At 66.0% G+C, this 26,131-nt stretch carries 13 protein-coding genes and 3 pseudogenes; 7 read left to right on the plus strand and 9 right to left on the minus strand.

Going from position 1 to position 26,131, the window contains the following annotated elements; translation table 11 throughout:
- Positions 1 to 572: 572 nt before the first annotated feature.
- The 4 genes from JX552_RS02895 to JX552_RS02910 form a co-directional block, all read right to left on the minus strand.
- Positions 573 to 3,587 (minus strand): cellulose binding domain-containing protein, encoded by a 3,015-nt coding sequence (locus tag JX552_RS02895; protein ID WP_205876006.1) that lies wholly within the window; start codon positions 3,585 to 3,587, stop codon positions 573 to 575.
- Between the two features lie 1,364 nt (positions 3,588 to 4,951).
- On the minus strand, positions 4,952 to 5,869 hold the full coding sequence (locus JX552_RS02900) for a hypothetical protein (RefSeq protein WP_205876007.1): 918 nt from the start codon (positions 5,867 to 5,869) through the stop codon (positions 4,952 to 4,954).
- Between the two features lie 782 nt (positions 5,870 to 6,651).
- Complete coding sequence (locus tag JX552_RS02905; protein WP_205876008.1) at positions 6,652 to 6,834, minus strand: hypothetical protein; 183 nt, start codon at positions 6,832 to 6,834, stop codon at positions 6,652 to 6,654.
- 363 nt (positions 6,835 to 7,197) lie between these two features.
- On the minus strand, positions 7,198 to 8,232 hold the full coding sequence (locus tag JX552_RS02910; protein ID WP_205876009.1) for an IS110 family RNA-guided transposase: 1,035 nt from the start codon (positions 8,230 to 8,232) through the stop codon (positions 7,198 to 7,200).
- Positions 8,233 to 8,553: 321 nt separating this feature from the next.
- On the opposite strand from JX552_RS02910, the pseudogene JX552_RS33895 reads away from it, so the two are divergent.
- A pseudogene (locus tag JX552_RS33895) lies at positions 8,554 to 9,551 on the plus strand (IS110 family transposase); the annotation flags it as partial.
- A 45-nt stretch (positions 9,552 to 9,596) separates the two neighbouring features.
- Here the strand turns inward: JX552_RS33895 and JX552_RS02920 are convergent.
- On the minus strand, positions 9,597 to 9,737 hold the full coding sequence (locus tag JX552_RS02920; protein ID WP_205876010.1) for a hypothetical protein: 141 nt from the start codon (positions 9,735 to 9,737) through the stop codon (positions 9,597 to 9,599).
- Positions 9,738 to 9,925: 188 nt separating this feature from the next.
- Here JX552_RS02920 and JX552_RS33900 point away from each other — a divergent pair.
- A pseudogene (locus tag JX552_RS33900) lies at positions 9,926 to 10,042 on the plus strand (hypothetical protein); the annotation flags it as partial.
- Positions 10,043 to 10,126: 84 nt separating this feature from the next.
- Here JX552_RS33900 and JX552_RS31730 read toward each other — a convergent pair.
- The 4 genes from JX552_RS31730 to JX552_RS02940 all read right to left on the minus strand — a co-directional run bounded on the left by JX552_RS31730 (position 10,127) and on the right by JX552_RS02940 (position 14,384).
- The gene (locus JX552_RS31730) at positions 10,127 to 10,321 is read right to left on the minus strand and encodes a hypothetical protein (protein ID WP_241010860.1); all 195 of its coding nucleotides are present in this window, start codon (positions 10,319 to 10,321) and stop codon (positions 10,127 to 10,129) included.
- Positions 10,308 to 10,472, minus strand: coding sequence for a hypothetical protein (locus JX552_RS02930; protein ID WP_205876012.1), 165 nt, complete (start codon positions 10,470 to 10,472; stop codon positions 10,308 to 10,310). Before JX552_RS02930 ends, JX552_RS31730 begins: the two co-directional genes overlap by 14 nt.
- A 63-nt stretch (positions 10,473 to 10,535) precedes the next feature.
- Entirely contained in the window at positions 10,536 to 12,455 is a 1,920-nt protein-coding gene (locus JX552_RS33120; protein ID WP_205876013.1) for a PE family protein, read from the minus strand.
- A gap of 75 nt (positions 12,456 to 12,530) precedes the next feature.
- Complete coding sequence (locus JX552_RS02940) at positions 12,531 to 14,384, minus strand: PE family protein (RefSeq protein ID WP_205876014.1); 1,854 nt, start codon at positions 14,382 to 14,384, stop codon at positions 12,531 to 12,533.
- Positions 14,385 to 14,872: 488 nt separating this feature from the next.
- Here JX552_RS02940 and JX552_RS31750 point away from each other — a divergent pair.
- From JX552_RS31750 to JX552_RS02965, 5 genes and pseudogenes are all read left to right on the plus strand, one after another.
- Positions 14,873 to 18,231: pseudogene (locus tag JX552_RS31750) on the plus strand (PE family protein).
- Between the two features lie 934 nt (positions 18,232 to 19,165).
- On the plus strand, positions 19,166 to 21,115 hold the full coding sequence (locus JX552_RS02950; RefSeq protein ID WP_205876015.1) for a glycoside hydrolase family 64 protein: 1,950 nt from the start codon (positions 19,166 to 19,168) through the stop codon (positions 21,113 to 21,115).
- 189 nt (positions 21,116 to 21,304) lie between these two features.
- Positions 21,305 to 22,957, plus strand: coding sequence for a PE domain-containing protein (locus tag JX552_RS33625; protein ID WP_205876016.1), 1,653 nt, complete (start codon positions 21,305 to 21,307; stop codon positions 22,955 to 22,957).
- A 391-nt stretch (positions 22,958 to 23,348) separates the two neighbouring features.
- The gene (locus JX552_RS02960) at positions 23,349 to 24,434 is read left to right on the plus strand and encodes an IS630 family transposase (RefSeq protein WP_205876017.1); all 1,086 of its coding nucleotides are present in this window, start codon (positions 23,349 to 23,351) and stop codon (positions 24,432 to 24,434) included.
- 8 nt (positions 24,435 to 24,442) lie between these two features.
- On the plus strand, positions 24,443 to 26,074 hold the full coding sequence (locus tag JX552_RS02965) for a PE family protein (protein ID WP_205876018.1): 1,632 nt from the start codon (positions 24,443 to 24,445) through the stop codon (positions 26,072 to 26,074).
- Positions 26,075 to 26,131 lie beyond the last annotated feature (57 nt).

The following is a 26,131-nucleotide window of genomic DNA, read 5'->3' on the forward strand; positions in this document are numbered from 1 at the left end:
GTTGATGAATTTCAACATATATTGCGAAGATTGACCGGAATCAATTCGACTCGACTTCTTCCTGAGATCATTTGTCAGTTTGGGCTGCTGGTTTGCTTCGCGGCAGTGCGAATGTTGTCCCGTACAGGTGACTGCCCGTTTCTGCGCCTTGATTCGAGAATTATGTTCTAATCGCGAACCCTCGACGTCTCCGATCGTACAAAGCCAGTAGCCGATCCAACTCGCCCCTGATTGGGTGTCGCTGGACTAGTCAGACTGCGGCCGAAATGGCTAACCCTAAACCAATTCACTCGGCGCCGTTTCGGTAGGAAAGATGAAGGGAGTTGACGCTGTCCCAACGGCGTTGAGACAGCGGGAAGCGCGGCAGTTGGGCGGCGGTTCATCGCCAGCGCGATGAGCGCTCGGCGGTTGCCAACGCCGATGGGCTATTGCGGGCCAGGTTCGCAACCAGAGTGGCTTTCAGACCCCCGTATGACGCCGTCCTGCCGACTGGGCGGTCACACAGGTGATGGGTGGGACATTAGCGTCCGGTAGCGACGCGGGATGCGACGCTACCGGACGCGAGAGACTGTTTAATCGTCGAACTCGCTGAAGGTGCGTGAGAAGGCCCAAGCTTCTTGTTGCACCCCGCTGCTGGTGTTTGTCAGGGTGCCCACCGGCCCGGGATAGTCGCGGTTCGCTGACCACATGTGCACTCCGCCCAGCCCCTTCGTCTCGGCGAAATCAGTCAGCTTTTGTGCGTCAGCGAGTGTGAAAACTTCGACCGGATTGTCGTTGACACCGATCATGGGTGTCACATCAATCATCGCCCAGATCTCCGCGTCCGTCTTCGACGGATATAGCGGCACGAGTTGATCGTGGACTGCGGTCGCGGCCTGAATTGCGTAGTCGCCCATCTTGCCGTCGTACGACAGACTCGGGTCGAAATAGTCCATGGTCATTATGTTGACGTGCGCGATATCCACCCCATTCGCGATGGCGTTCGTGACGACACCCATCCCGACATGGGTAAGACCCGTCGGCAGGACGGGCAGGGTGAAAGATACTTCAACGGGGCTACCGGAACTATTGCCCTCCGCTTGAAGCATGGCGATCGCCTGGGAGCGACGCGTCAAAGACGCAACGTCACCCTGAGCGGCACCCTCAATGTCGAAGTCAAGCTTGCGGATTCCGTATTCGTCCATCACTGATGTGTACTTCGCCGCCAGCGCCTCGGCGTTCGGCGTGGTCAGCGCAAGTTCCTGATTCGCCGCCCCGCCGAAGGAGATGGTGGCGTCAATACCTGCGGTATGCATGGCGGCGATCTGGTTGTCGATCAGATAACGCAGGTTTCCCCCGTCGATCGAGTATGCGTCGAAGCCTCCCCAGGCCGGCTGGCCTTGTGAGTTGCTGGTAATGAAACCGAGCATCACATGGTCGATGTCCCCGTTGGCGCCCGCCCCTGCGAAGTCGAACTGGGGGAACAACGTCAGGTCGACATACGGTGAGAACTCCGGCTCTCCCCAAAGCCCGGTGCTGCCGCCGCCGGTGCTGCCGCCGCCGGTGCTGCCGCCGCCGGTGCTGCCGCCGCCGGTGCTGCCGCCGCCGGTTTCCCCGCCGCCGGTGCTGCCGCCGCCGGTGCTGCCGCCGCCGGTTTCCCCGCCGCCGGTGCTGCCGCCGCCGGTTTCCCCGCCGCCGGTGCTGCCGCCGCCGGTGCTGCCGCCGCCGGTGCTGCCGCCGCCGGTGCTGCCGCCGCCGGTTTCCCCGCCGCCGGTGCTGCCGCCGCCGGTTTCCCCGCCGCCGGTGCTGCCGCCGCCGGTGCTGCCGCCGCCGGTGCTGCCCCCGCCGGTTTCACCGCCGCCGGTGCTGCCGCCGCCAGACGGCTCTCCGTTGATCAAAACGTTGGTGGGCGGTGAGTATTCGCCGTCGTGGGCGGCCTGGAACCCGACTGTGACCGACTCGCCCGGTGCAATCGTCCGCGTCCAATCCGCCGCGGTAAGGGTGTAGTGAGTGCCGGACCGGGCGAGCTGTCCGCTCCAAGCACTGGTGATGGAAGTATTTGCTGGCAGGTCAAACTCGACCTTCCAGTTAGTCAGCGCCGTCGTACCCGAATTGGTGATTGTGTAGTTTGCCACGAACCCGTTGTCCCAACGTGACGTGGCGGTGTAGTTCGCCGCAATTCCGGTTTCTCCGCCGCCGGTGCCGCCGCCGGTAGTGCCTCCGCCGGTTTCTCCGCCGCCGGTGCCGCCGCCGGTTTCTCCGCCGCCGGTGCCGCCGCCGGTAGTGCCTCCGCCGGTTTCTCCGCCGCCGGTGCCGCCGCCGGTTTCTCCGCCGCCGGTGCCGCCGCCGGTGGTGCCTCCGCCGGTTTCTCCGCCGCCGGTGCCGCCGCCGGTGGTGCCTCCGCCGGTTTCTCCGCCGCCGGTGCCGCCGCCGGTGGTGCCTCCGCCGGTTTCTCCGCCGCCGGTGCCGCCGCCGGTGGTGCCTCCGCCGGTTTCTCCGCCGCCGGTGCCGCCGCCGGTGGTGCCTCCGCCGGTTTCTCCGCCGCCGGTGCCGCCGCCGCCGGTGCTGCCCCCGCCGGTGGTGCCCCCGCCGGTGCTGCCCCCGCCGGTGGTGCCCCCGCCGGTGGTGCCCCCGCCGGTGGTGCCCCCGCCGGTGGTGCCCCCGCCGGTGGTGCCGGATGGCTGTCCGTTCACCAGGACGTTGGTAGGCGCCGAGTATGCCTCGGTATGTGCGCCTTGGAAGCCGACGGTGACCGAGCCGCCGGGTGCAATGGTGCTGTTATAACTCTCGGGGTTGACAGTGTATTGGGTGCCAGTCTGGGAAAGTTGTCCGTTCCAGAGATTCGTGATGGATTCATGTGCGGGCATTTCGAACTGGAGTTGCCAGCCTGTCAGCGGAGTCGAGCCCGAGTTGGTGATCGTGTACTTGGCAATGAAGCCACCATCCCAGCGTGAAGAGGTCGTGTACGTCGCAGTGACGTCGGTGTCGCCGGCGGCCGAGAGTAGTGCCGCCGTGGGAGTGGACTCGGGCGACGCTGGCGCAGCCGGTGTCGGGGTTGAAAGGGCGCCAGCGCGGGCAGCCTCGTTCGCGGCTTTGCCGGCGATGGTATCGACTGCCGCGGACCCCGTCTCAGTGGTTTGCGCAGCACCGCCGGTGCCGCCTTGCCCGATGCTTTCGTGCTGGGCTGACGGCGTCGCAATCTCGATGCCAACTTCCGGCTGAGGATTGCCGGCAAGGATGGCGGCCGCAGGTTGTGCGTCCGGTTCGCGGACGAGCGGACTCACGACTGCAAGCGCCGCTTTCTGCACGCTCTGCACGAGTGACATGTTGGTCGCCTCGGCGGCCGCGTAACTTACCGCCCCCGTGCGCATTGCCTGTACGAACTGCTCGTGAAACCGCGCCACATGTACATCCAGCGCCTGATACTCCTGGGCATAGTCGCCGAACAACGTTGCGATGGCCGTCGACACTTCATCGGCGGCGGCGCCCAAGACCCTCGTCGTCGAAGCCGCCGCCCTCGTGTTCGCCGCGCTCAGTGCTGAGCGGATTGCCCCGAGATCAATCGCCGCTGCCAGGACAATTGCCGGATTTGCGGAAACAAAAGACATACCGAATCCTCCACGGGGTAAATTTCGCGAGCGGGGCCAGCTTTCCATGATGACCCGCGTCTGTCAACACTTATTGGAATAGCGGGATAACAAGCGTAGACGTTTCAGAACGCCATTCTGATTTATCCTGAATCCTGACACCGAAGTCCGGGTATGTTATGCATTCGTGATCGGCTGCCGACATTGAAGTCTCGTCGCCAAACTCTTGCATCTGTCCAGTTCAAGTGCCTATATGCACGGCTTCGCCATCATGATTCCGTGATCGTACTGAAAATCGCTGTTATCATCCCGTTATCATGGCAGAGCTCGCCTGGATGCCCGGTGGAGCTTGATGCCGAATAGGCTTCGAGTATAGAATCGAGCGTCTTCAAATCTGGAATGATCACTATTGTAGTAGTGCTGATCAAAATTTGGCGCAGATCGTAGTGATCAGATCAGATTGGTTTCCTATCCTGATGTCCTGACCGACAGGGGTGGTGAGCGCCACTCGGCGGCTTGCGTGGGGCTCCTTGGGTCACTGTGGTCTCTCCCGTGGTGGTCGACAGGTCATTCCCGGGGAACGTGGAGGATGGTTCCAGCAGGGCGGGGCAGGCGGGCTGTTGGCGGTGATTGTCTGGAGATGTAGGCGTGTGGACACGAGGCGCTGCAGTAGCGCGCATGCCTTCGCAGGTGTAGGCCGTAGGTGCTGACACTTCTGCATCCTCTGGCAATAAAGATGATTGCTAAATTTTCTGCACCCTCCTCGCGCAGCAGCGGAGTCCACTGGCGGAGAGGGGAACAATTGATGATGGGTAAGTCCAGGAAGGTCGCGCTGACTGCTCGGGTGCTGGGCCTGGTGCAGCCGTAATCTTCGGAGCCTCGACGCTCTCGAGTTGTGAGGCCTTGTATCACCAGCTCGATCCATCGCCCCCGGGGGGCCATAGCGGCCACAACGATTGAGTCGGCGACGCGCAGGTACATCGACACCGAGCCGAGCATTTGCGCACCTTGCCGCCTGCGAAAATGCGCATGGTCTGAGACATTTCTCGAGTCTTTCAGTAAGAAGTGTTTATCTTGATGGCGATCGGTACGTGCACGAAAATGGTTCTCAGGCTTTTTAAATTGCGCTGCCGAGGCGACCGGGTGGTCTAGCTTGCCGGCCTTATTCGGGTCTGAAGTCGATGCCAGTGGGCCCACGCAGGCGGCGCAGTAGGTCTTAGACTGCGGGAGACGGTCCCTGGGTCATCGCTTGGCGTTCCTTCGGTGAGTCACTTTTGTAGAAGACTCAATGGGCATTACCCGATCGCTCATCCCAATACCATCGACGACACATTCGGCACGACTTGCTCAGTCATTGGTGATTGAAAGCGCTTCTCGTCAGGCACTCAGCCCTCGATGGGAATGTCGTGGGGTATGCACGAGACTTTGTGAATCGCCTTCTCTTGAGGTCCTGCATTGCTTCGCACTGCGTTCTCGCCTGGTGCAGCACATTGCAATTCCATGGTCAGATCCATGATGTGACGCTGCACGGCGGCGGGATTGATACGCAGGTAGTTGTCCGACAGTATCGCCTTGTCCTCGTCGGTGATACAACTTTGCTTGAGCGCCCGACGGTACGGAGTCGTGGCCACACCGTGCTTTCTGGACGCTGTTGCCCGGACCCCAGTTACCGCTACAACATTCCGCTGAGCGTAGAAATAATTGATCAGCATCGATTGCAGGATCCAGGTCTGGTTGAGCAACGCCACTTTGCGGTCTCGACTCTCGCCGGGGCAGTCCACCGCGCCAGCAGGCGGCCAATCCAGAGTTCCTGCTTCGGTCCTGTCGGATCGGTTATCCGTAAAAATGATTCCGCGCTTACGACACCAGGCATGCAGATTAGAGCTGATGGATGCTGTGCCGGTACCGGCTTCGATGCCACGGATAGGGAAGGGCAGGACATTTGCGATGCAGTCCAGGACAGTCGGAACCCGGTAAAGACTGTCATCGAGTACGCTGCGCTTCTCGGTCCACCCGGTGCCGGTGTCAATTACGATCAAAGTCAAGACATTCGTGCCGTCGATGAAGCTATGGCGTACGGCGTTAACTCTAACGTGCCCTGAGCTTATGCCTCCTGGCTCAACGCAATTTGACACATGATGATGGTGGAGAAATGCCGGGGTGGCTTGTCTGCGCTTCTCAACTTCAGGATCCTGCCGCTGCTGTGCTAGGCGCCGGTCGATGGTGGCCGCAGATATACCAGTGAGTAGTGCCGCGGCTTCGTCGTCAAGCCTCAATTCGTTGAATCGGCGCAGGACAGGCACCAGCTCTGGGAGCATAGGGGCCAGTCGCTTGCTAGCCGGTCTGTCCATTACCTCCCAGCAGAAGATGAGTGCCGCAATGACTTCTCGGCCGTATTTAGGCGCCCGCGGCCGCCGAAATCCGGCCGATTCCGGCCGCCTCGCGATCGTAAGTGCCTTCCGCGCGTGACTGCGATGCCATCCGGTGGTAGCGCACAATTCGTCCAGAATCCGGCTCTTACCTGCTTTGTCCGCGCCAGCATATTGCGGCGCAAGAGCATGCGCCACTGCCTTGCGTCCACTTGGTGTGAGTGCCATACGTCTGTCCCCGTGGGTAGCGCGGCAGCCGGGGGCCAGGCGAATCTCGGGTGAGCCCAAGGCGATGCCGCGGGCGCGGTTATTGAACCGGTCATGGATAGCGGCAGGTGCCGAGATGGGTTGGGGGGTCACAGTAAGCACGCATTCCCTTACTTTGAGGAGGCATCGGTTCCTGCCGTCTGCAAATTCGAAACCGTTCGCGCTCAACAGGCTTGGTTCTCCATTGAGGTAACCCATCGGGCCGGCGATTCGGTCCAATGATGGTCGCCTTCTATGCGTGATCCAAGGGTGGAGCGTCCCAAACTGCGGCAGTCAAGGTGCAAAGTGCACAATCTGAGTCGCCTGTAAGTCTTTTCGCGGCTGGCCCGGTCCTGGCTGACAGGATCGGTGTCGCCGTCCTGGCTGCCCGACTCGTTGCCGCGAGTTGTGGCCCGTTACAGGCATGCTTCGAAGTGCGCTTTCCGGGCTGACGCCGCCAACGACGCCGTCTACTGGAAGGAATCCACGTCGCCATGCCCATCGTCGCAGAGCGATATGCGATTGTCATCGGAGTCGATACCCGCGCCGCCACCCACTCGTTCGCGCTGATCAACGCCACGAATGGCGGCGTCATCGATCAGGCCGTGTTCCGAGTCGTAGCGCAACGTCGGCCACGCGAGGCGGAAACACATGGCACCGGTGTTTGGTGGCGTACGCGCGCATCCAGGCCCTCATTTCGGCGCCTGGATCGGCCGGGGTCTGCACCGCTGATAGGCGGCGGTAGGTGGCGCGGGCAAGCCGAACGGCCCTGCACGCCAACCGTTCCGACATGTCCAAGGTGTCCTTGAGCAGGTCCACGGCGCGGCGCTTGGCAGCCAGGCTCAGAATTTTCCAGTGATGATGGTTATCGGATGCCGGCCCGAGGATCTGACCCCGAAATTTCCTGGCCGATCGAGTGCCTCTCGTGAGGACCTGTCGAGCCTCGGTGCGGCATCCACCACATGAGAACTCGGGCTTCAGCGCGAAGCGGTGTGACCTGATAGCGCCTCTGTGTGTCAAGCGGCTTCGGGAAGGAGTTTCCGTTGGTCACGCTTGAGCGTGCGGTAGACGGCGTTGGAGAGCCTGCGTTTGAGGGCGCGGCGTCCTTCAGCGGGTGTCTTTCCTTCCGAGATCTTGCGCCGGTAGTAGTCCTGTCCGATTCCGGGGTCGCGGATCTGGCAGGTGGCGATGATGTGCAGCACGCTATTGAGGGCGCGGTTGCCGCCGGTGTTGAGTCGATGGCGGACGGTGTTGCCACTAGACGCCTCGAGTGGGGCGCTGCCGGTGTAGCTGGCGAAGTGATGCTCGGTGGGAAACCTGTCGATGTTTGCGACGTGGCCAAGGATTTTGGCGGCCAAGACAATCCCGATTCCGGGCAGCTCGGTGAGTGTGGTTTGAGAGGCATCTACGGCGTCGCGCATTTGCGATTCGTTGTCCTTGATCGCGCGGTCGAGGCGGCGCAGATCGGTGATGAGGTCGCGGGCGAGGTCGCGTCGGCAGCAGTCGGTTGCGGTGGCGGGTCGCAGTCGTTTGAGGGTGTCGGCGGCCTTGTCCGCGGACAGGTCTGTGGGTGCTCCTCCTGCCACCAGGTCGCGCAGCAGAACGTGGAGCCGATTGAGCACACGGGTGCGCTCGCTGACCAGGTCATCGCGTCGTTCGGTGAGCAAGCGCAGGATCGTGTTTTGGTCTTCGCGGCAGACCTGTCGCAGGTCTGGTCGAAACAACGCGACTTGAGCGACGTGAAGGGCGTCGGCGGCGTCGTTCTTGCGGTTTCCGCCGGTGGCCAGGAGCCGGGCGCGTGCCGACAGCGTGGAGGGGACATCGAGGACGTGCTCACCGGAAGCCGTGAGCTGCTGGGCGATGCCGCGGCCCAACCCGCCGGCTCCTTCTACCGCAAATCGGCGCTGCGGCCACTGCTGACACCAGGCCATCAGCTGCCGGAAGGTTCCAGCGTTGACCGGAAACCGGCGCTGAGCAATCTTGTTGCCCGAATTGTCAATTGCGACTGCGGTGTGGGTGGACTTGTGAGGATCGATGCCGATCAGAATCACGGATTACCGGCCTTGCATTCGTTGGATCAGGACGTGCGCGGTGGGCAGCCTGACTTCAAGTCGATCTACTTGCATGCCTCTGTCGAGCCACACCGCACGGGTGCCAGACGGCGGCGGCACGCTATCAATGAGCCAGCCCATCGGGCGGCAAGGAGCAGTGCGAGCCAGTGCCGTCTGGCACCCGGGACACTACGAAACCGAAGATCTTCGCGGTGCCCGTCCTCGATTCAACAAGTCAGGAGCGTGCTCGCCCCCGGCCCATCACTGGCCTGTCCACCCCTTTTCGTACGGCCGGACCAACGGAAAGGGACTACCGCGCACATGGCCGGCAGCAAACGACTCGTCATCGGCGGCGTGGACACACACTGCGCCACCCATCACGCCGCGGTCATCGACCGCAACGGCTGGCTGATCGCCGACGCCGAATTCTCAGAGACACCAACAGGTTACGCATCGATCCTCACATGGATGCGGTGGAAGGGGAAGCCCGGCCAGGTCGGTGTCGAAGGAACCGGCGCCTACGGGGCCGGGCTTGCCCGCTACCTGCACCAGCAGTCCATCAAGGTACTCGGAGTTCCCCGACCTGACCGACGGCTCCGCCGCCAACGCGGCAAGAGCGATCCGATCGACGCTGAAGCAGCAGCACGAACCGTACTGGCAGGCAAAGCAAGCGGAGCGCCGAAGCTCGCCGACGGCCCCATCGAAGCCATCCGGATGCTGCGCGTCGCCCGCAACGGCGCCGTCAAAGCCCGCACCGCCGCCCTCAACACCCTACGCTCGATAGTCATCACCGCACCCGAACCACTGCGCACCCAGCTACGTTCTCTGTCCTCTTCGCAGCTCGTCGCCGCCTGTGCACGTTTTCGGCCCGACTCGACCAACCTCCTCGACCCCGCCCAGTCGGCCAAACAAGCCCTACGTTCGATCGCCAAAGGGCTTAGCATCTCGGCACCGAAACACGTTCCCTACGAGAGCAACTGGACGACCTCACCCGGACCGCCGCGCTGGCCACCACCGCGATATTCGGCCTCGGCCCAGAGACCGTGTCGGCGCTGCTGGTCACCATCGGTGATAACCCAGACAGGCTGCGCAGCGAAGCCGCATTTGCCCACCTGTGCGGCGTCGCCCCAATTCCGGCGTCGTCGGGCAAAACCCACCGCCACCGACTACACCGCGGCGGCGACCGCGCCAGCAACAGCGCGCTGCACATCGCCACCGTCGTGCGACTGCGCTACGACCCCCGCAGCCGGGCCTACGCCGGCCGCCGCACCACCGAAGGTCTGTCCATGCCCGAAATCATCCGCTGCAAAAAGCGCTACTGGCCCGCGAAATCTTCCACTCACTCCGCGCCGACTACGCCAAACTCAGCACTTGACATCTATAGGAGCGTCCTTCGCGACCTCCCGCAGCGCGTCCTTCTCCTGTTCGGCCTCAGCCAGCAGCCTCTTCAATCGGGGGTTCTGCTCACGGAGCTCACGTAGCTCTTTGGCGGCGTCGGTGTCCATGCCACCATAAGCGCGGCGCCAGTTGGACAGCGTGGCCGCGGCTCCCGTTGCTCAGCACTCGCCAAAAAGCCAGGCTGGAAGCTGTTTTCGCAGATGAGAGCTATATCGCGGTCGAGATCTGCTGGGGCTTCTACCAGAGCTGATCGCCGCCTACGCACACCCCCAACCGACGCCGCGGCAAGACCATGATGGCCGTCATCATCACGGCCCTGCGCCGCGAAGTCCCAGACGCACTCGAAGAACTGGCCCAACTCGGCCGCACGCGATGGCGCCGCCGCGCCGACGTGGCCTACTTCGACCACCACGCCCCCAACGGCCCCACCGAAGCCATCAACGGACGGCTGGAAGCACTACGGCGCATCGCCCCGGAGATTCCGAAACCTCACCCACTACCGAATCCGCTCACTGCTGCGCTGCGGCAACATCGCCCAACGGATCGATGCACTCGAATCCGGAAGAGCCGGTTTGGTCTGCGCGGCGCGCAGTGCCTTGCTCTCGGCCCGCAACCGGGCCAGCTGCTGCTCGGGTGTCTCGAAGCCGGGACAGCGCTCAGCGGTTGCTGATGCGGGTTCAAGGTGGGGCATCGCCACACCCGCGGCCTTGCGCCACGCCGCCAGTGTCACGATCCCTGATGCCTAACTCAGCGGCGATCGCCGTCAGCGTCGCGCCCTCGGAGTCACGGTAGAGCACGACCGCGTCACGCTCCAACTCGTCTGGATGAGTTTTCTTCGCCATCGGGTGAAATCATCTCGCTTCCCCCAGGGCATTCCTGAGATTGAGCGTATCCAACACACGGGGTCAAGGCCCCTTCGTCCCTACGTTGCCCGCTTTACCGTCGACACCTTTGGAGCCTATTGCGCCCGGGTTTCCGGCAAGGCCGGTGGCTCCGGCAGTGAACCCGGTTCCACCAACCCCAGCCTTCCCCGCGACGCCGCCCGATCCGCCAGCACCGCCATCTCCTCCCGAGCCGCCGTTGCCGGCGGAGCCAAGGCCAATGCCATACGCGTCGCCGCCATCGCCGCCATTGCCGCCGCGGCCGCCAATCCCGCCCGTACCGCCGTTGCCGGCGTTGCCGCCATCGCCCCCGGCACCGGTTTGGCCGCCGAAGAGCCCACGTCCACCACCGGCCCCACCGGCCCCGCCGTCACCGCCCACGCCGCCGGCACCGCCGGCCCCACCGTGGCCGCCCTCGCCGCCGTTACCGCCGCCTTGACCGAATGAACCGACATCCCATGTGCCGGCATTACCACCACCGCCTGCGACGCCTCCGCTACCGCCCTGCCCGCCAACGCCACCATCGCCCCCGAAGCCGCCCGCGCCGCCGGCGCCACCGTTGCCGTACCAGAGTCCGGCGTGCCCCCCGTCGCCACCGGTCCCGCCCTGGCTGCCGTTACCGGCGGTCACGCCCGCGCCACCGTTGCCGCCATCGCCGCCGGTCCCACCGGAGCTAAGCGGAAGAGGGGCCAAGTCGGGTGCGAAACTGTCGCCGCCTCGACCGCCGGAGCCACCATCGCCGCCGTCTGCGCCGCCGTCGCCACCTTGACCGCCGGCGCCGGCCAAGCCCACGCCGCTTTCGCCGGTACCAGGCTGGTCGCTCCGGGTTGCATCACCTCCGTTGCCGCCCGCCCCGCCGGGCGCACCCGAGCCACCCCTGCCGCCGCTGCCGCCGTCACCACCGTAGACATTGCTATTCGACTGTGCGAAGAGGATTCCGGCCTCGCCGCCGTAGCCGCCGTTGCCGCCCGGCGCATTAGGACCGCCGTCGCCGCCGTTACCGCCATCGCCGGCCACCACGTCGTTAGGTAGGCCGAAACTGGTAATGACGTTCGGCACCGCTCCACCGTCCCCGCCGGCGCCGCCGGCCTGGCCCCGCGTCGTGCCGCCAAAGCCGTCAAAACCCGAACTAGCCGCTATGCCGGACGGGAGAAGCCCGCCGTTGGCGCCATTGGTCGCCGGGTGGACCGGGTTGGCTAGCGTGGGACCGAAAGCTGTGCCGGTTGCTCCAAGTCCGCCCGACCCGCCGTTCCCGCCGTCACCGAACCAGCCGGCGTTGCCGCCGGCGCCGCCATTGCCGGCTGCGATGGCGGGCGTCGTACGGGTCGCGGCGACGGCGTTACCACCGCTGCCGCCTTGCCCGCCTGACCCGAAGAGCCAGCCTGACTGTCCGCCGGCGCCCCCGTCGGCACCGAGCCCCCCGGCACCACCGTTGCCGCCGTTCCCGAAAAGTCCTGCCGCGCCCCCGGCGCCGCCAGACTGGCCTGCCGCGCCGGAGCCGCCATTACCACCATTGCCCATTAGCAGACCACCCGCACCGCCGCCCTGTCCCGTTCCGGGAAGTCCGTTTTCACCGTTTCCGATCAGCGGCCGGCCAGCCAACGCCTCGAACGGTGCATTGAGCAGGTCCAGGGGACTGAGGCCGAAGTACAAAGCGTTGAAGTTGAATGCCTCAGCGCTTGCATAGGCAGCGCTATTGGCACTTAGCAGGTTGACAAGCTGTTTGTGGAAGCCGACCGCCTGGGAACTGACGGTTTGATAGGACTGTGCGTGGTGGGAGAACATCGCCGCAATCGCTGAGGAGATCTCGTCGGCGCCGGCGGCCAAAATACCTGTAGTCTGAGTCGCCGCAGTTACATTGGCCTCCTCGATCACCGAGCCAATGCCTGCCAGATCACCGACGAACGCCATCATCGTGGCAGGTTGTGTGACCACGTAAGACATGCCCGATCTCCCTCATCACTCGTGAGATTGCAAATATCCAGGTATTGATTTGTCGGTTTGGCTCTCCGAGTCAAGTCAGATCGTTACGCCGTTCGCACCGTTCGCGCCGGTAGCCCCGGTGGCGCCGGTAATACCCTTCGCGCCCTTGGCGCCGGTAGCACCGGTGATCTGACCCGACCCACCTGACCCGCCTTGGCCCCCTCCGCCGCCCACGCCACCGGCTCCGCCTGCACCGCCGAGGCCACCCGTCCCCGTTTGGCTGGCCAGAGTGGCGTTGCCTCCGGCCCCGCCTCCACCGCCCGCCCCGCCCGCCCCGCCCGCCCCGCCGGCCCCGCCGGCGCCCCCGGCACCGCCGTCACCGATGGCGCCGAACAGACCCGTGCCGCCGCCATTTCCACCGGCTCCGCCGTTGCCGCCCAGAAAGCCCAACGTGCCGGCTCCGCCGCCCCCACCTTGTCCGCCGTCGCCTCCCGCGGTGGCGTTCGTGAAACCGGTACCGCCAATACCGCCGATACCACCATTGCTGCCCGCCACGCCGGCGCCACCGGCGCCGCCGACACCGCCGACACCGCCGGCTCCGCCGTTGCCGAAGACCATCCCGCCGCGACCACCATTGCCGCCACGGCCGCCTTCGCCGCCGTAGCCGTCGATCGTCGGGAATCCTGAGCTGCCGTTGCCGCCGCTACCACCCGCACCACCGGTGCTGGGGGCCAACCCAAGGGCGTCGCCCCCGTTGCCGCCGGGACCACCTGGGCCGCCGCCTCCGATCGCGTCGCCGCCGGCCCCGCCGTTGCCGCCCGCTGCGGACCCGTTCGCGGCGCCATTGTTGACAAACGCGTCACCGCCGTCACCGCCGGCCCCGCCGGCAGCGCCCAGACCGCCGAGGCCGCCCGCACCACCGCTCCCACCTGTGATGTCGGCGAACTCGCCGACCAAAATGACGGGGGCATTCATGATGGCGTTCCCGCCGTCGCCGCCGTTACCGCCGGGGGCTCCGAATCCACCGTAACCGCCTGTGCCACCGTTGCCGCTGGTGAACGTGAGCGGATCAGCAAGATCCGACGCGATAATGGTCCCACCGTCGCCACCTGCTCCGCCGGCCTGCCCGCCGGGGGCGCCGTTGGCTCCGTTGCCACCGTTGAGAAATGGAGAAACCACAGGATCGGCACTGCCATTGGCGCCCTTGGTGGCCGGAGCCACCGGGTCCGGCAGGTTGGGGTTCGGTGCGCCCGGTCCTGCCCACCCCGTCCCGCCGCTACCGCCGATCCCGCCGTTGCCGAACCACCCCGCGTCACCGCCATCGCCGCCGGCCCCGGCGATACCGAAAAGCGATGCGGTTCCGCCCATCCCGCCGTTGCCGCCAAAGCCAAGAACTCCGGCATTGCCGCCCCGTCCCCCAGCGGCGCCGGTGCCGCCGACTCCGCCGTTACCGCCGTTGCCGATGAAGCCCCCCGCGCCGCCAGCCCCGCCAGCCTGGCCGCTCGCACCGGATCCACCGTTGCCGCCGTTGCCAAATAGCATTCCGCCGGCACCGCCGCCCTGCCCGGTACCCGGCGCGCCATCGGCTCCGTTGCCGATCAATGGGCGTCCCATCATCGCCTCGGCCGGGGCGTTGACTACGTCAAGCAGCATGTCAAGCGGCGACACGTTGGCGGCCTCGGCAGCCGCGTACGCGCTTGCGCCGGTGGCAATGGTCCGTGCGAAATGCTCCTGAAACCCCAGCGCTTGGGCGCTCACGGCCTGATATGCCTGGGCGTGCCCGGAGAAGAGCGTCGCGATGGCCGCCGAGATTTCGTCGGCGCCCGCCGCCAGCAGATCGGTGGTCGGAGCCGCCGCCGCCGCATTGGCGGCATGGAGCAACGAGCCGATGCTGCTCAAGCGGCCTACTGCGGTACCCATCAGCTCGGGTTGTGCGATGACGAACGCCATGGCCGACTCCCCTCGAAAACAACGAATTAGCGTCGCGAAATTTAAAGTCTGTCGCGTACGGACCGGGCGAAGCGTACCAGCGTCAGCCGGCACAACAAACGCGTTTCTACAAACATGTTTTTGGTGATCTGGGCGAAGCGCTACGGCATCCGTTGGCGAGTCGCGTCGCCGCGTTTTAGAATTGCATTTCAAGAACATGTGGAATGGATTGAGAGTGGGCGCTGCGTCGCGGCCTCTAACAGCCTCTTTGCAATTGATAGTGTAGATGGGGCGCAACTCGCGGCCATATCGATCTTGCCCCTCATGCGAACCCTACCGGCCACGCGCTCATAATTTGTGAGGCACCGCTAACCGGCTACGCGCTCAAAATAAATGAGGCCGTCAAAAAGTTGCATTGCGGAAATTTTTACGGTAGTTCTCGTGGCCGATCGCCGCATACTCGCAGCGATCTTGAGATGCATTCCGAATTGGCTAATCGGAGGTTTGTGATGTCGGTTGTAGTCGTTCCCGAATTGTTGGCGGCGGCAGCGTCGGACTTGGCCGAGGTTGGTCGAGTGATGGGCGCCGCGCATTCGTTGGCCTCAGTTTCGACCACTGTGATCGAGGTTGCTGCCAGCGATGAGGTGTCGGCAGCTGTAGCCGCGTTATTTGCGGCACATGGGCAGGAGTTCCTGGCGGCGAGCGCGCGGACAGCCGCGTTCCACGCCGAGTTCGTGCAAGCGCTGAAGGCGGGTGCGGTTTCCTATGCGGTGGCGGATGCCGCCAGCGTGTCTCCGTTGCAGGCCGCGGAGCAGGCGGTGTTGGGGGTAATCAACGCGCCGACGCAGGCATTGCTGGGTCGGCCGCTGATCGGCGATGGAGCGGCAGGTCTCAGCGGCCCCGTGGGGCAGCCCGGCGGGGCTGGGGGGTTGCTGTTCGGTAATGGTGGAGCGGGGGGAAACAGCACTGCGGCGGGGGCTACCGGTGGTGAAGGAGGAGCGGCAGGCATTTTTGGTGCCGGGGGTACAGGGGGCATGGGCGGCCCTGGTGGATTGGGAGGTGCCGGCGGGGCTGGTGGCTGGATATATGGGAATGGCGGAGTGGGCGGCGTCGGTGGTGTCGGTGGCGGTACAGGCGGCGCGGGCGGTAACGCGGTGGTATTCGGCAACGGTGGTGTTGGCGGCGTCGGCGGCACCGGCACCGCGGGGCTCGCTGGTACGGATGCGAGCATGGCGGGTGAGGCAGGTGGTGTTGGCGCCGGGGGCAATCCGGGTGGCAAGGGTGGCTCCGGTGGCCGAGGCGGATTGGTGATCGGCGCGGGGGGTATTGGAGGGGCTGGAGGGGTTGGAGGGACCGGTGGTGTCGGGGCATTGGAGCGGACGGCGTGGATGGAACTATTGGCGGCACTGTCGGTGGTGATGGTGGTAACGGCGGTGGTGGCGGTGTCGGTGGGATAGGCGGAAACGGTGGGCCCGGTGGGGCAAGCGGATTGTTGGGTGCAGGCGGTGCAGTGGGAGCCGGAGGGGCCGGCGGGCAGGGAGGTAGTGGCGGAATCGCCGGCGACGGAGGTGCTGGTGCGCCAGGTGTTAGCAGCAGTCCCAATGGCTTGCGGGGAGGTAACGGCGGTGACCCCGGAGTAGCTGGACTGGGCGGTGCCGGAGGACTCGGATCGACGAATGGAGCAACCGGGGCTGTGGGTGCTCCGGTGACAAGCGGTGGCAACGGTGGGGCTGGTGGCGCTGGCTTTAACGCCATCATTCCGGATGCGCGCGGTGGAGATGGTGGTGCGGGCGGCAGCGGCGGTGCGGTGGGCGACGGCGGCGCCGGGGGCGCCGGCGGTAGCGGGGCGTTCGGTAGGTCCGGTTCCAATGGCGAACTACCCGGCGAGTCCGGCAGCAAAGGTCTGAACGGCGGTGCCGGTGGCTCGGGTGGCAATGGCGGTGCCGGAGGCTCGATCTCCGGTGACGGCGGAGCCGGGGGCGTGGGCGGCGGTGGCGGAAATGGTGGAGTGGGAGGGCTCGGTGCGGAAGGTGCTCCCGCGTTCAACGGCGGCGATGGCGGAAACGGCGGGTTCGGCGGCAAGGGCGGGACTGGCGGCAACGGTGGGATTGGCGGCCCGACGACGAACGGTGTTGGCGGGGCAGGAGGTTCGGCTGGTGCCGGCGGCCTCGGAGGCAGCGGCGGAGCTGGAGGTGACGGCGTTTCGACGAAAGTTAGCGGCACCGGCGGCGATGGCGGGGTCGGCGGCTTTGCTGGCGCGGGTGGGGCTGGCGGTACCGGAGGCGCCGGTGGATCGTCCAAGGCAGGTAACGGCGGTGTGGGCGGATCGGGCGGGGCCGGCGGTGCCGCTGGGAGTGGCGGCGCGGGCGCAGCGGGCAGTTTCGGCGCGATCAATGGTTCCAGCGGTACTGGAGGAGGCGGTGCCACGGGTGGCGACGGGGGCGCCGGAGGTGCCGGCGGCGAGTCGACCTTCGGCAACGGCGGCACAGGAGGAGCCGGCGGCATCGGCGGCAGTAGCGGTAGAGGAGGAGCCGGTGGTCCAGGCGCTGATGGTGTGACGTCCGTCGCCGGGGCGGACGGCGGGGCCGGTGGTAGTGGCGGCAAGGGTGGAATCGGAGGTGTCGGAGGGTCTTCTAAGGCCGGCGACGGTGGCACAGGTGGTGCCGGCGGTGCTGGCGGTGCCGCGGGGATGGCCGGCGCCGGCGGTGACGGCGCTATGAGTTCAGTCGCCGGTGGCATCAATAGTGCCGGCGGCGACGGGGGAGACGCCAAGGCCGGAGGTGCTGGCGGAGCCGGCGGGCAGGGGGGTGCATCAGGGACCGGAGTGGCCGGCGAGGGCGGTGCCGGCGGTGCCGCCGGCAAGGGTGGCACCGGTGGCATCGGCGGGGACGGGGGCGGCTCTGGGCAGGTGGCGCAAATCGGTGGTGACGGCGGCGAGGGCGGAAATGCTGGCTCGGGTGGCGCTGGTGGTGCCGGGGGCGTGGGCGGCGTAAGTGGAGTGTTCGGGGCAGCGAAGTCGGGTACCGGCGGAGCCGGTGGCCAGGGCGGCAATGGCGGTGCTGCCGGGTCCGGCGGTCAGGGCGGCCCCGGGACCGCGGCCAGTCTCGCTGGGGGAGGCGGGGGTAATGGCGGAGGCGGCGGTACGGGCGGCATGGGTGGCGCTGGCGGTTTCTCAGATAGCGGCGCTGCTGGCGCCGGCGGGGCTGGCGGATCCGGCGGTGACGCCGGAAACGGCGGGTCCGGCGGTCCGGGGACGGGCGCACTCGCCTTCGATGGGGGGGCTGGCGGCAACGGGGGCTCCGGTGGTACAGGGGGGGGTGGAGGCAACGGCGGCGCCGGTGGTGGGTCGACGAGTGGGACAGGCGGATTAGGCGGAGCTGCCGGTCGCGGTGGCGACGGGGGCAGCGCCGGTTCAGGCGCGTTCGGTGGCTCGGCGACGGGCCTCAATTCCGGCGGCAACGGCGGCGGTGGTGGGACTGCCGGAGCTGGCGGCCATGGCGGCACCGGCGGGTTAGGCGGTTTCACCTTGGCCGGTGCTGGCGGTAGTGGCGGCACGGGCGGGCCTGGCGGTGCGGGAGGTAGTGGTAATAGCGGCGGCGCAGGAGGTGCCGGGCTCGGCTTCGCTGCCGTCGGTGGCGATGGGGGAAGCGGTAGCGCAGGCGGAAATGGAGGCAATGGTGGCGACGGAGGGGATGGCGGCCCGAATGGTGGCGTCGGGGGCGACGGTGGCAGTCCCGGTGCCGGCGGGCAGCCTGGAACGGGTGGAAACGGTGGCGCCAACCCGGACGGGGGCACAGCGGGATCCTTTGGCCCATCGGGCTTGCCAGGTGACGCAGGTATCCCGGGAAGCCCCGGAAACAACGCCTAACGCTCAGGATAAGGGCTGACAATAGATCGGGTCGGGTCCTTCACAAACGCCTCCGGAGGTGTCAGGAAGGGATCTGTAAGTGATTCCTTTTGAGGTCTGTGTGTTGGCGCACAAGGGTTCTCCTGCGCAACAGGACCGCTGGTCTGTCCAGCTTTTCCTTGCTGGGTCCTGGTTGTCGGGGCGGGTGGTCGGTGCTTCATGCCTTGGATCGGCGGCCGATGGTGTTGTGCCACAGGGTGATTCAGGCCAGTGTCCAGGACCAGTGGGTGGGTAAATGCAGTATGGGGCCGTGGGGAGTTGTCCAAGGACGATCTGGCCGAGCTGAAGCGTTTGCGGGCGGAGAACGCCGAGCTGCGGATGGAGCGTGATGTCCTCACGGGATCAGTGGTCCTGTTGATGAGGGAGGCGACGAAGTGAGCGTGGCTCGCTTCATCGCTGATCAAAGGACCGAATCCCTTGTGCCACATGCTGTGACATGCCGTGTGCTGCATGTCAGCCTGGCCAACGTCAACCTTGACTACCAGCGCGAAAGCTAGGGCCACGCGCTCGAACTACGTGAGGCATCGCCACCAGACTCGCGCTCAAACTAGTTGAGGCACAGCGAATGTCGTACTTCCCCGGCTCCGCTGCTACGCTTCGCTCGGTCCGCACGCGGAGACTTCGTCGCAAAGCTTGAATTCGTGGTTTTCGATGGGAATCGGCCATGGCATCCGTCGTACGACCCGACATAACGGGTACGGCAGCAGGCCGCTTGAGCAGCATCGGCTCGGTGCCCCACGCCGCGGATGCGGCGGCGGTTCAGTTCACCGATCTGCTGGGGGTTAACCGCCGCCAACACTGTCGGATAACCCGAACGTCGGGTGCTTTTGCTCGCGATGCCGTGGCTGTTGTTTGCGGTGTTGGTGTGTGGTCTTGAGATGAAGGGAGTTCTCTGATGGCGTATGTGGTGGTGGGGCCGGAGTGGGTGGGGGCGGCGGCGGGGGATTTGGTCGGGTGGGGGTCGGTGATTGATGCGGCCAACGCGTCGGCGCGGGAGTCGACGACGCGGTTGTTGGCGGCCGCCGGGGATGAGGTGTCGGCGGCGGTGGCGGTGTTGTGGGGTGAGCATGGGCAGGCGTATCAGGTGGTGAGTGCCGAGGCGGCGTTGTTTCATCAGCGGTTTGTGCAAGCCCTTGACGCGGGGGTGGGTGCTTATGCGAGCGCGGAGGCGGGCAATGTCTCGTTGCAGACTCTTGCGCAGGATGTGTTGCGGGTGATCAATGCTCCGGCGAATGCGTTGTTGGGGCGTCCGTTGATCGGCGACGGCGCCGATGGGGCCCCGGGGACCGGGCAGGCCGGAGGGCCGGGCGGGATTTTGTGGGGTAATGGCGGCAGGGGCGGATCGGGTGCGCCTGGTCAGATTGGCGGTGCTGGTGGGGCGGCGGGATTGTTTGGTCATGGCGGAACTGGTGGGGTCGGTGGGGCTGGGGTTACCGGCACGACCGGTGCTCCGGGTCTGATCGGTGGTGTCGGCGGCGCTGGTGGTGGCGGTGGGGTCGGCGGTAGTGGTGGGTTGTTGTTCGGCAATGGTGGGACCGGCGGTGCCGGTGGAGTCGGGGGCACCGGTGGGACCGGCGGCTCGCCGAGCATCTTGGGCATCAGGGGTGCAGGCGGTCCGGGCGGCACCGGCGGCCTCGGCGGCGCTGGCGGCGCAGCCGGGTTGTTCGGAGTTGCCGGCCAAGCGGGCGCCCCCGGGATCACTGGAAACACCGGCGCTGCCGGATTAGGCACCGGGTTTTTCTACTACGACTTCGCCAACAACACCGGTTTGAGCGACAGCCAAATCTATGTGACCGCACTCGGCCAGACGACTCCCGGCCAGTGGTCGTGGATCGACCCGAACGGTGTGGCTCACGCGATCAATCACAACGCCGCCAACGCCCCTGGTCACCTGGCCAAAAACGGCGTGAACTACGCGAATATGTCGTTCACCCTCGACTCGGCAGACAAATTCGTCATGCCGCCCGAATTTTTAGGCGGCCGGATATTTATGTCGATGAACGAGCCGCTCTACATCCCCATCAGTCCAGATAATTCGGGCTGGGGTGGGCCCAACCCTGCCGATCCTGCCGGCCCGAACTACTACACGGTCTTCGACTGGTATGAGATCAGCTATAAGTACGGCGCAGTCCCACTCGGCGGTAACACTACCCAGGTGGACCAGTACGGCTTTTCTTACTCGTTCACGCTGACTCAGGACGCTACGGGCTTCTCAGAGACGCGCGGCATGACGCTGTCGCAGGGTCAAGTGTTCCAGCAGTTTATGACCACAGCTCCGGCCGAGTACCAGCCATTGATCGTCAAGGATTTCAGCGGCGACCCGCTGCGGATATTGGCCCCGCGATCCTTCCAGCCCGGGGCGCTAGGCACCTGGCTTGATCCCTCAATCAATGAGTTCTGGACCACCTATAGCACCAACCAGTTCAGCTACAACGGCCCCGGCTACACGGTTATCGGCAGTGTCAACGCGAGCAATCAATTCGTGTACAGCGTGACCCCCACCGGAGGCAGCCCGATCACCTACCAAATGGCGATGCCCAGCACGGAGCAGACCTTCGCCGCCAACGGCCCCTTCGTCGGCACAGGCCAGCAGGGCGCGTTCCTCGCCGAATTGAACGCGGCGTTCAACCGAGGTGTGGCGATTTCACCGGATCAGTGGGACGACGTCGCGAAGTACTATCCGGCGGGGAAGCGGTGGAACAACTGGGCGCAGTTCTTTCACGTCAACAGCATCGACGACCTTGCCTATGGCTTTCCTTATGACGACGTGAACAACCAGAGTTCGGTGGTAATCCTCAATAACTCCGGCGCGCCGACGCTGCTGTCATTCGACCTTCGGAGCTGAATTGCCCCGACGCCGGTTCACACGGGGCTGTGATTACGAAAACCGCTGGCATCAGGCAGCCGCAGTTGCCCGGTCTAAGGTCGAACAAACGAAAAAATCGAGGTTGTGTATGCGCCGTTTCTCGCTGGCGATGCCGTGGCTGTTGTTTGCGGTGTTGGTGTGTGGTCTTGAGATGAAGGGAGTTCTCTGATGGCGTATGTGGTGGTGGGGCCGGAGTGGGTGGGGGCGGCGGCGGGGGATTTGGTCGGGTGGGGGTCGGTGATTGATGCGGCCAACGCGTCGGCGCGGGAGTCGACGACGCGGTTGTTGGCGGCCGCCGGGGATGAGGTGTCGGCGGCGGTGGCGGTGTTGTGGGGTGAGCATGGGCAGGCGTATCAGGTGGTGAGTGCCGAGGCGGCGTTGTTTCATCAGCGGTTTGTGCAAGCCCTTGACGCGGGGGTGGGTGCTTATGCGAGCGCGGAGGCGGGCAATGTCTCGTTGCAGACTCTTGCGCAGGATGTGTTGCGGGTGATCAATGCTCCGGCGAATGCGTTGTTGGGGCGTCCGTTGATCGGCGACGGCGCCGATGGGGCCCCGGGGACCGGGCAGGCCGGAGGGCCGGGCGGGATTTTGTGGGGTAATGGCGGCAGGGGCGGATCGGGTGCGCCTGGTCAGATTGGCGGTGCTGGTGGGGCGGCGGGATTGTTTGGTCATGGCGGAACTGGTGGGGTCGGTGGGGCTGGGGTTACCGGCACGACCGGTGCTCCGGGTCTGATCGGTGGTGTCGGCGGCGCTGGTGGTGGCGGTGGGGTCGGCGGTAGTGGTGGGTTGTTGTTCGGCAATGGTGGGACCGGCGGTGCCGGTGGAGTCGGGGGCACCGGTGGGACCGGCGGCTCGCCGAGCATCTTGGGCATCAGGGGTGCAGGCGGTCCGGGCGGCACCGGCGGCCTCGGCGGCGCTGGCGGTGCAGCCGGACTCTTCGGCAGCCCCGGTCAGGCCGGCGCGACCGGCGTCAACGGCCCCACCGGCGCTTCCGGCTCCGCTGGCAACGGCTTCGTCACGGTGTGGCGTGACGACTTCACGGGCCTCGCCGGCTCCCCGGTAGACAGCTCGAACTGGCTGTACGCGACAGGCCACGGCTATCCGGGCGGGGCGCACAACTGGGGCACCGGCGAAATCGAGCTGATGACCGACAGCACCAGCAACGTTTACCTCGACGGCAACGGCCACCTTGCGATCAAGCCGATCAGAGACGTCGCCGGCAACTGGACATCCGGCCGGATCGAGACGCAGCGCACCGACTTTGCAGCGCCGACCGGCGGGGTACTGCGCATCGAGGCGTCGATTCAGCAACCCAACGTCAACACCACCAACGGGCTCGGCTACTGGTCGGCCTTTTGGGCGCTCGGCGAAGCCGCGCGTCCTGTCGGCGCGACCAATTGGCCGAGCATCGGCGAACTGGACATTATGGAGGCCATTAATGGCCGCAGTTCGGTGTTCGCCACTATGCACGGCGGCACCAATCCCGGCGGGCCATTCAACGAGCCCATCGGAATCGGCTCCGGCGAGCGCCCTGTCCAAAACGCCGGAGGCAGTTTCCACAACTACGCTGTCGAACTGGACCGCAGCACGAGCATCGAGCAATTGCGCTTCTACCTGGACGGCAACAACTACTTCACCATCAATGCCAACCAGGTCCCCGCGACCGACTGGAACAACGCCACCCACCACGGGTTCTTTGTCATCTTAAACGTGGCGATAGGCGGCGGCTTCCCCGCCGCGTTCGGCGGCGGCCCAACCGCCGCAACGGTTTCCGGGCAGCCAATGCTCGTCGATTACGTCTCGGTCTCCACAAAGAGCTGACCGATGACTGAGCTAACGCCCGGCGGCCGCGCACTGGCTACCAGTATCTATGGCGCAGCCACTAGCTTCGCCAGCCACCAGAGCCGGTTTGAAGTTGATGCCAGGTAGCTTGAACTCGCTGATCGCGACCAGCACGCGGCGCAGGCACAGCAGGTGGAAAGGGCGTTCCGCCGGTGCGGTGCTGAGACGGGTTCGGCGCCGCCGGCCCAGCCCCCGGACGCACGTTCAAGCGGCGACGACAATGAGGGCTGAGCGCTCGGTCGGCGCGTCGTCCTCGATTCGACATGCGATTTCTCCGGAATGGCGGGGTAGATCGATCGACCTCTGGAACTTGACCATTGACCTCTAGTGTCTTGAGTCATTAATTACGGTCCAGCTGTTAAGCTGGGTTGTGCCCATGCCACAGGCTGCCGTGATCGTGTTGACCGATGCTGAACGTGCCGAGTTGGAGGGCTGGGCTCGGCGTCGAACTAGTGCTGCGGGGTTGGCGTTACGGTCGCGAATTGTGTTGGCGGCCGCTGACGGTGAGTCCAATTCCGACATGGCTACCCGGATGGGAATCTCACGGACAACGGTCCAGCGGTGGCGTAACCGCTTTGTTGAACAGCGCTGTGATGGGCTGCTCGACGAGCCGCGGCCGGGGAGGCCTCGGATGGTGGGCGATGGGCAGATCGAAGCGTTGATCACGGCGACGTTGGAGACCACCCCTGCCGATGCCACGCACTGGTCGACACGGTCGATGGCCACCCACCTCGGGTTGAGCCAGTCGATGGTCTCGCGGGTATGGCGCGCGTTTGGATTGGCGCCGCACAAGCAGGATTCGTGGAAACTGTCTAAGGATCCGCTGTTCGTGGAGAAGGTCCGCGACATCGTGGGGCTCTACATGGACCCGCCCGAGCGTGCCCTGGTGCTCTGCGTCGATGAGAAAACCCAGATCCAGGCGCTCAACCGGACGCAGCCGGTGTTTCCGATGCTGCCCGGTACGCCGGCGCGGGCCAGCCACGACTACGTGCGCTACGGCACGTCGAGCCTGTATGCGGCCCTGGACCTGGCCAGCGGCAAGATCATCGGCTCCCTGCACGCCCGACACCGCTCCCAGGAGTTCCTAGCCTTCCTGAAAAAGATCGACCACGAAGTGCCCGCCGACCTGGACTGCCACGTCATCCTCGACAACGCCTCAACACACAAGACCCCAGCGGTAAAGCGTTGGCTGACAACACATCCCCGGTTCGTGCTGCACTTCACCCCGACCAGCTCAAGCTGGCTCAACCTCGTCGAACGCTGGTTCGCCGAATTGACCACCAAAAAATTGCGCCGCGGCACCCACACCTCGGTCCGTCAACTCAACGCCGACATCCGCGCCTGGATCGACACCTGGAACGACAACCCCAGGCCGTACGTATGGACCAAGACCGCCGACCAAATCCTGGCCAGCATCAGCAACTACTGCACCCAAATTAATGACTCAGGACACTAGGGGATCTGATGTCGCCTCTGATTGCGCAGCCGCACGGTTTGGCCGCGACAGCGAACGAATTAGCCGCCGTCGGTGCGGCAATAGACGCAGCCAACGCGGCCGCTGCGGGCCGCACGACACAAGTTTTGGTCGCGGCGGCCGATGAGGTGTCGGCAGCCGTCGTGGCGTTGTTTGGCGCCCATGCCACGGACTATCAGGCAATCAGCGGCAGGGCTGCCGTCTTCCATGACCAACTTGTCACCGCGCTGACCGCAGCCGGAAACTCCTACGCCGGCGCCGAAGCCGCGAACACGTCGGCGTTACAGACATTGCAGCGGGACGTGCTCGCAGCTGTCAATGCACCTAGTCAAACCGTGCTGGGACGGCCCCTGATTGGCAATGGCGTCGACGCGACGATGCCGGGGCAGGACGGAGGCCCGGGCGGGTTGCTATTCGGCGACGGCGGCGATGGCTATTCGAGCAGCACCCCCGGCGTGGCCGGTACCCGGGGCGGTGACGCTGGGCTTATTGGGAACGGCGGCGCAGGTGGGGCGGGCGGACCGGGCCTCGCCGGCGGTCGCGGAACTCCCGGTGGCGCCGGCGGAAATGGCGGTCTGCTGATCGGCAACGGCGGATCCGGAGGCCAGGGCGGCGCCGGCGGGGTCGGTGCCAACGGCGTCAACCCCGGCTTCACGTCATCCAGTAGCTTCGCCGACGCCGGAAAAGCGGGTCTTCCCAGTGGTACCACGTCGGTCGGCGGTCCTGGCGGTCCCGGTTCGAACGGAGGTGTCGAGGGCCAGGCCGGCGGTCTGGGTGGTGACGGTGGATCAGGCGGCGCTTCGGGCGCTGCTTCAGGCGGCCGCGGCGGCGATGGCGGCAGTGGCTTTGACGGCACTGTCGGCGCGCAGGGCGGCAACGGCGGCGAAGGCGGTGACGCCAGCTCCGTTACGGGCCGCGCAACGGGGGGCAACGGAGGCGATGGGGGTGACGGCACCTTTGGCGGCCCGGGCGGCGCGGGCGGTCGCGGCGGCAACGCGACAGGACAGCCGACTAGTAAAGCCGGAACCGGCGGAATCGGCGGAACCGGCGGAACCGGTGCAAGCGGTGGCACCGGCGGCGACGGCGGCAATGGCCAGAACCAGGCTGCGGGCGGCCTGGGCGGCTTGGGTGGCGTCGGCGGAGTCGGGGCTTCCGGAGCTGACGGCGGCTCGGGCGGCACCGGCGGGGTCGGTGGACGAGGCGGCCTGTTGTTCGGAACCGGCGGTCATGGCGGATTGGGGGGCAACGGCGGTGCCGCAGGCAATGGCGCGTCCGGCGGGATCGGTGGGGCCGGCGGCGACGGCGGCAACGCAGTCGCTACCGGCGTCCAACCCGGCAACGGCGGAGACGGCGGGCCCGGCGGTCAAGGGGGGGCAGGTGGTGACGGCGGCGACGGCGGCCAAGGCGGTGCCGGCGGTGCCGGCGGGCTATTCAGTCGATCGGGCGCTATGGGCGCCGCCGGCGCGGGGGGGACCGGCGGCACCGGAGGGAGCGGCGGACGCGGCGGCTACGCGGGCGACCCGGGGAGCAGTCCGTCCTTCGTTGGAACACGCGGCTTGCCCGGGGTGTTCGGCGGCGCCGGTGTTGCGGGGACCCCCGGTCGCGCCGGCGCGGGCGGCTGATCGGGGATCACTCATCTAACTAACCTGGGAGAATCCCCGCCATCGACCCACTCTCGG

The organism is Mycobacterium gordonae (assembly GCF_017086405.1).
Taxonomy (GTDB): Bacteria; Actinomycetota; Actinomycetes; order Mycobacteriales; family Mycobacteriaceae; genus Mycobacterium; species Mycobacterium gordonae_D.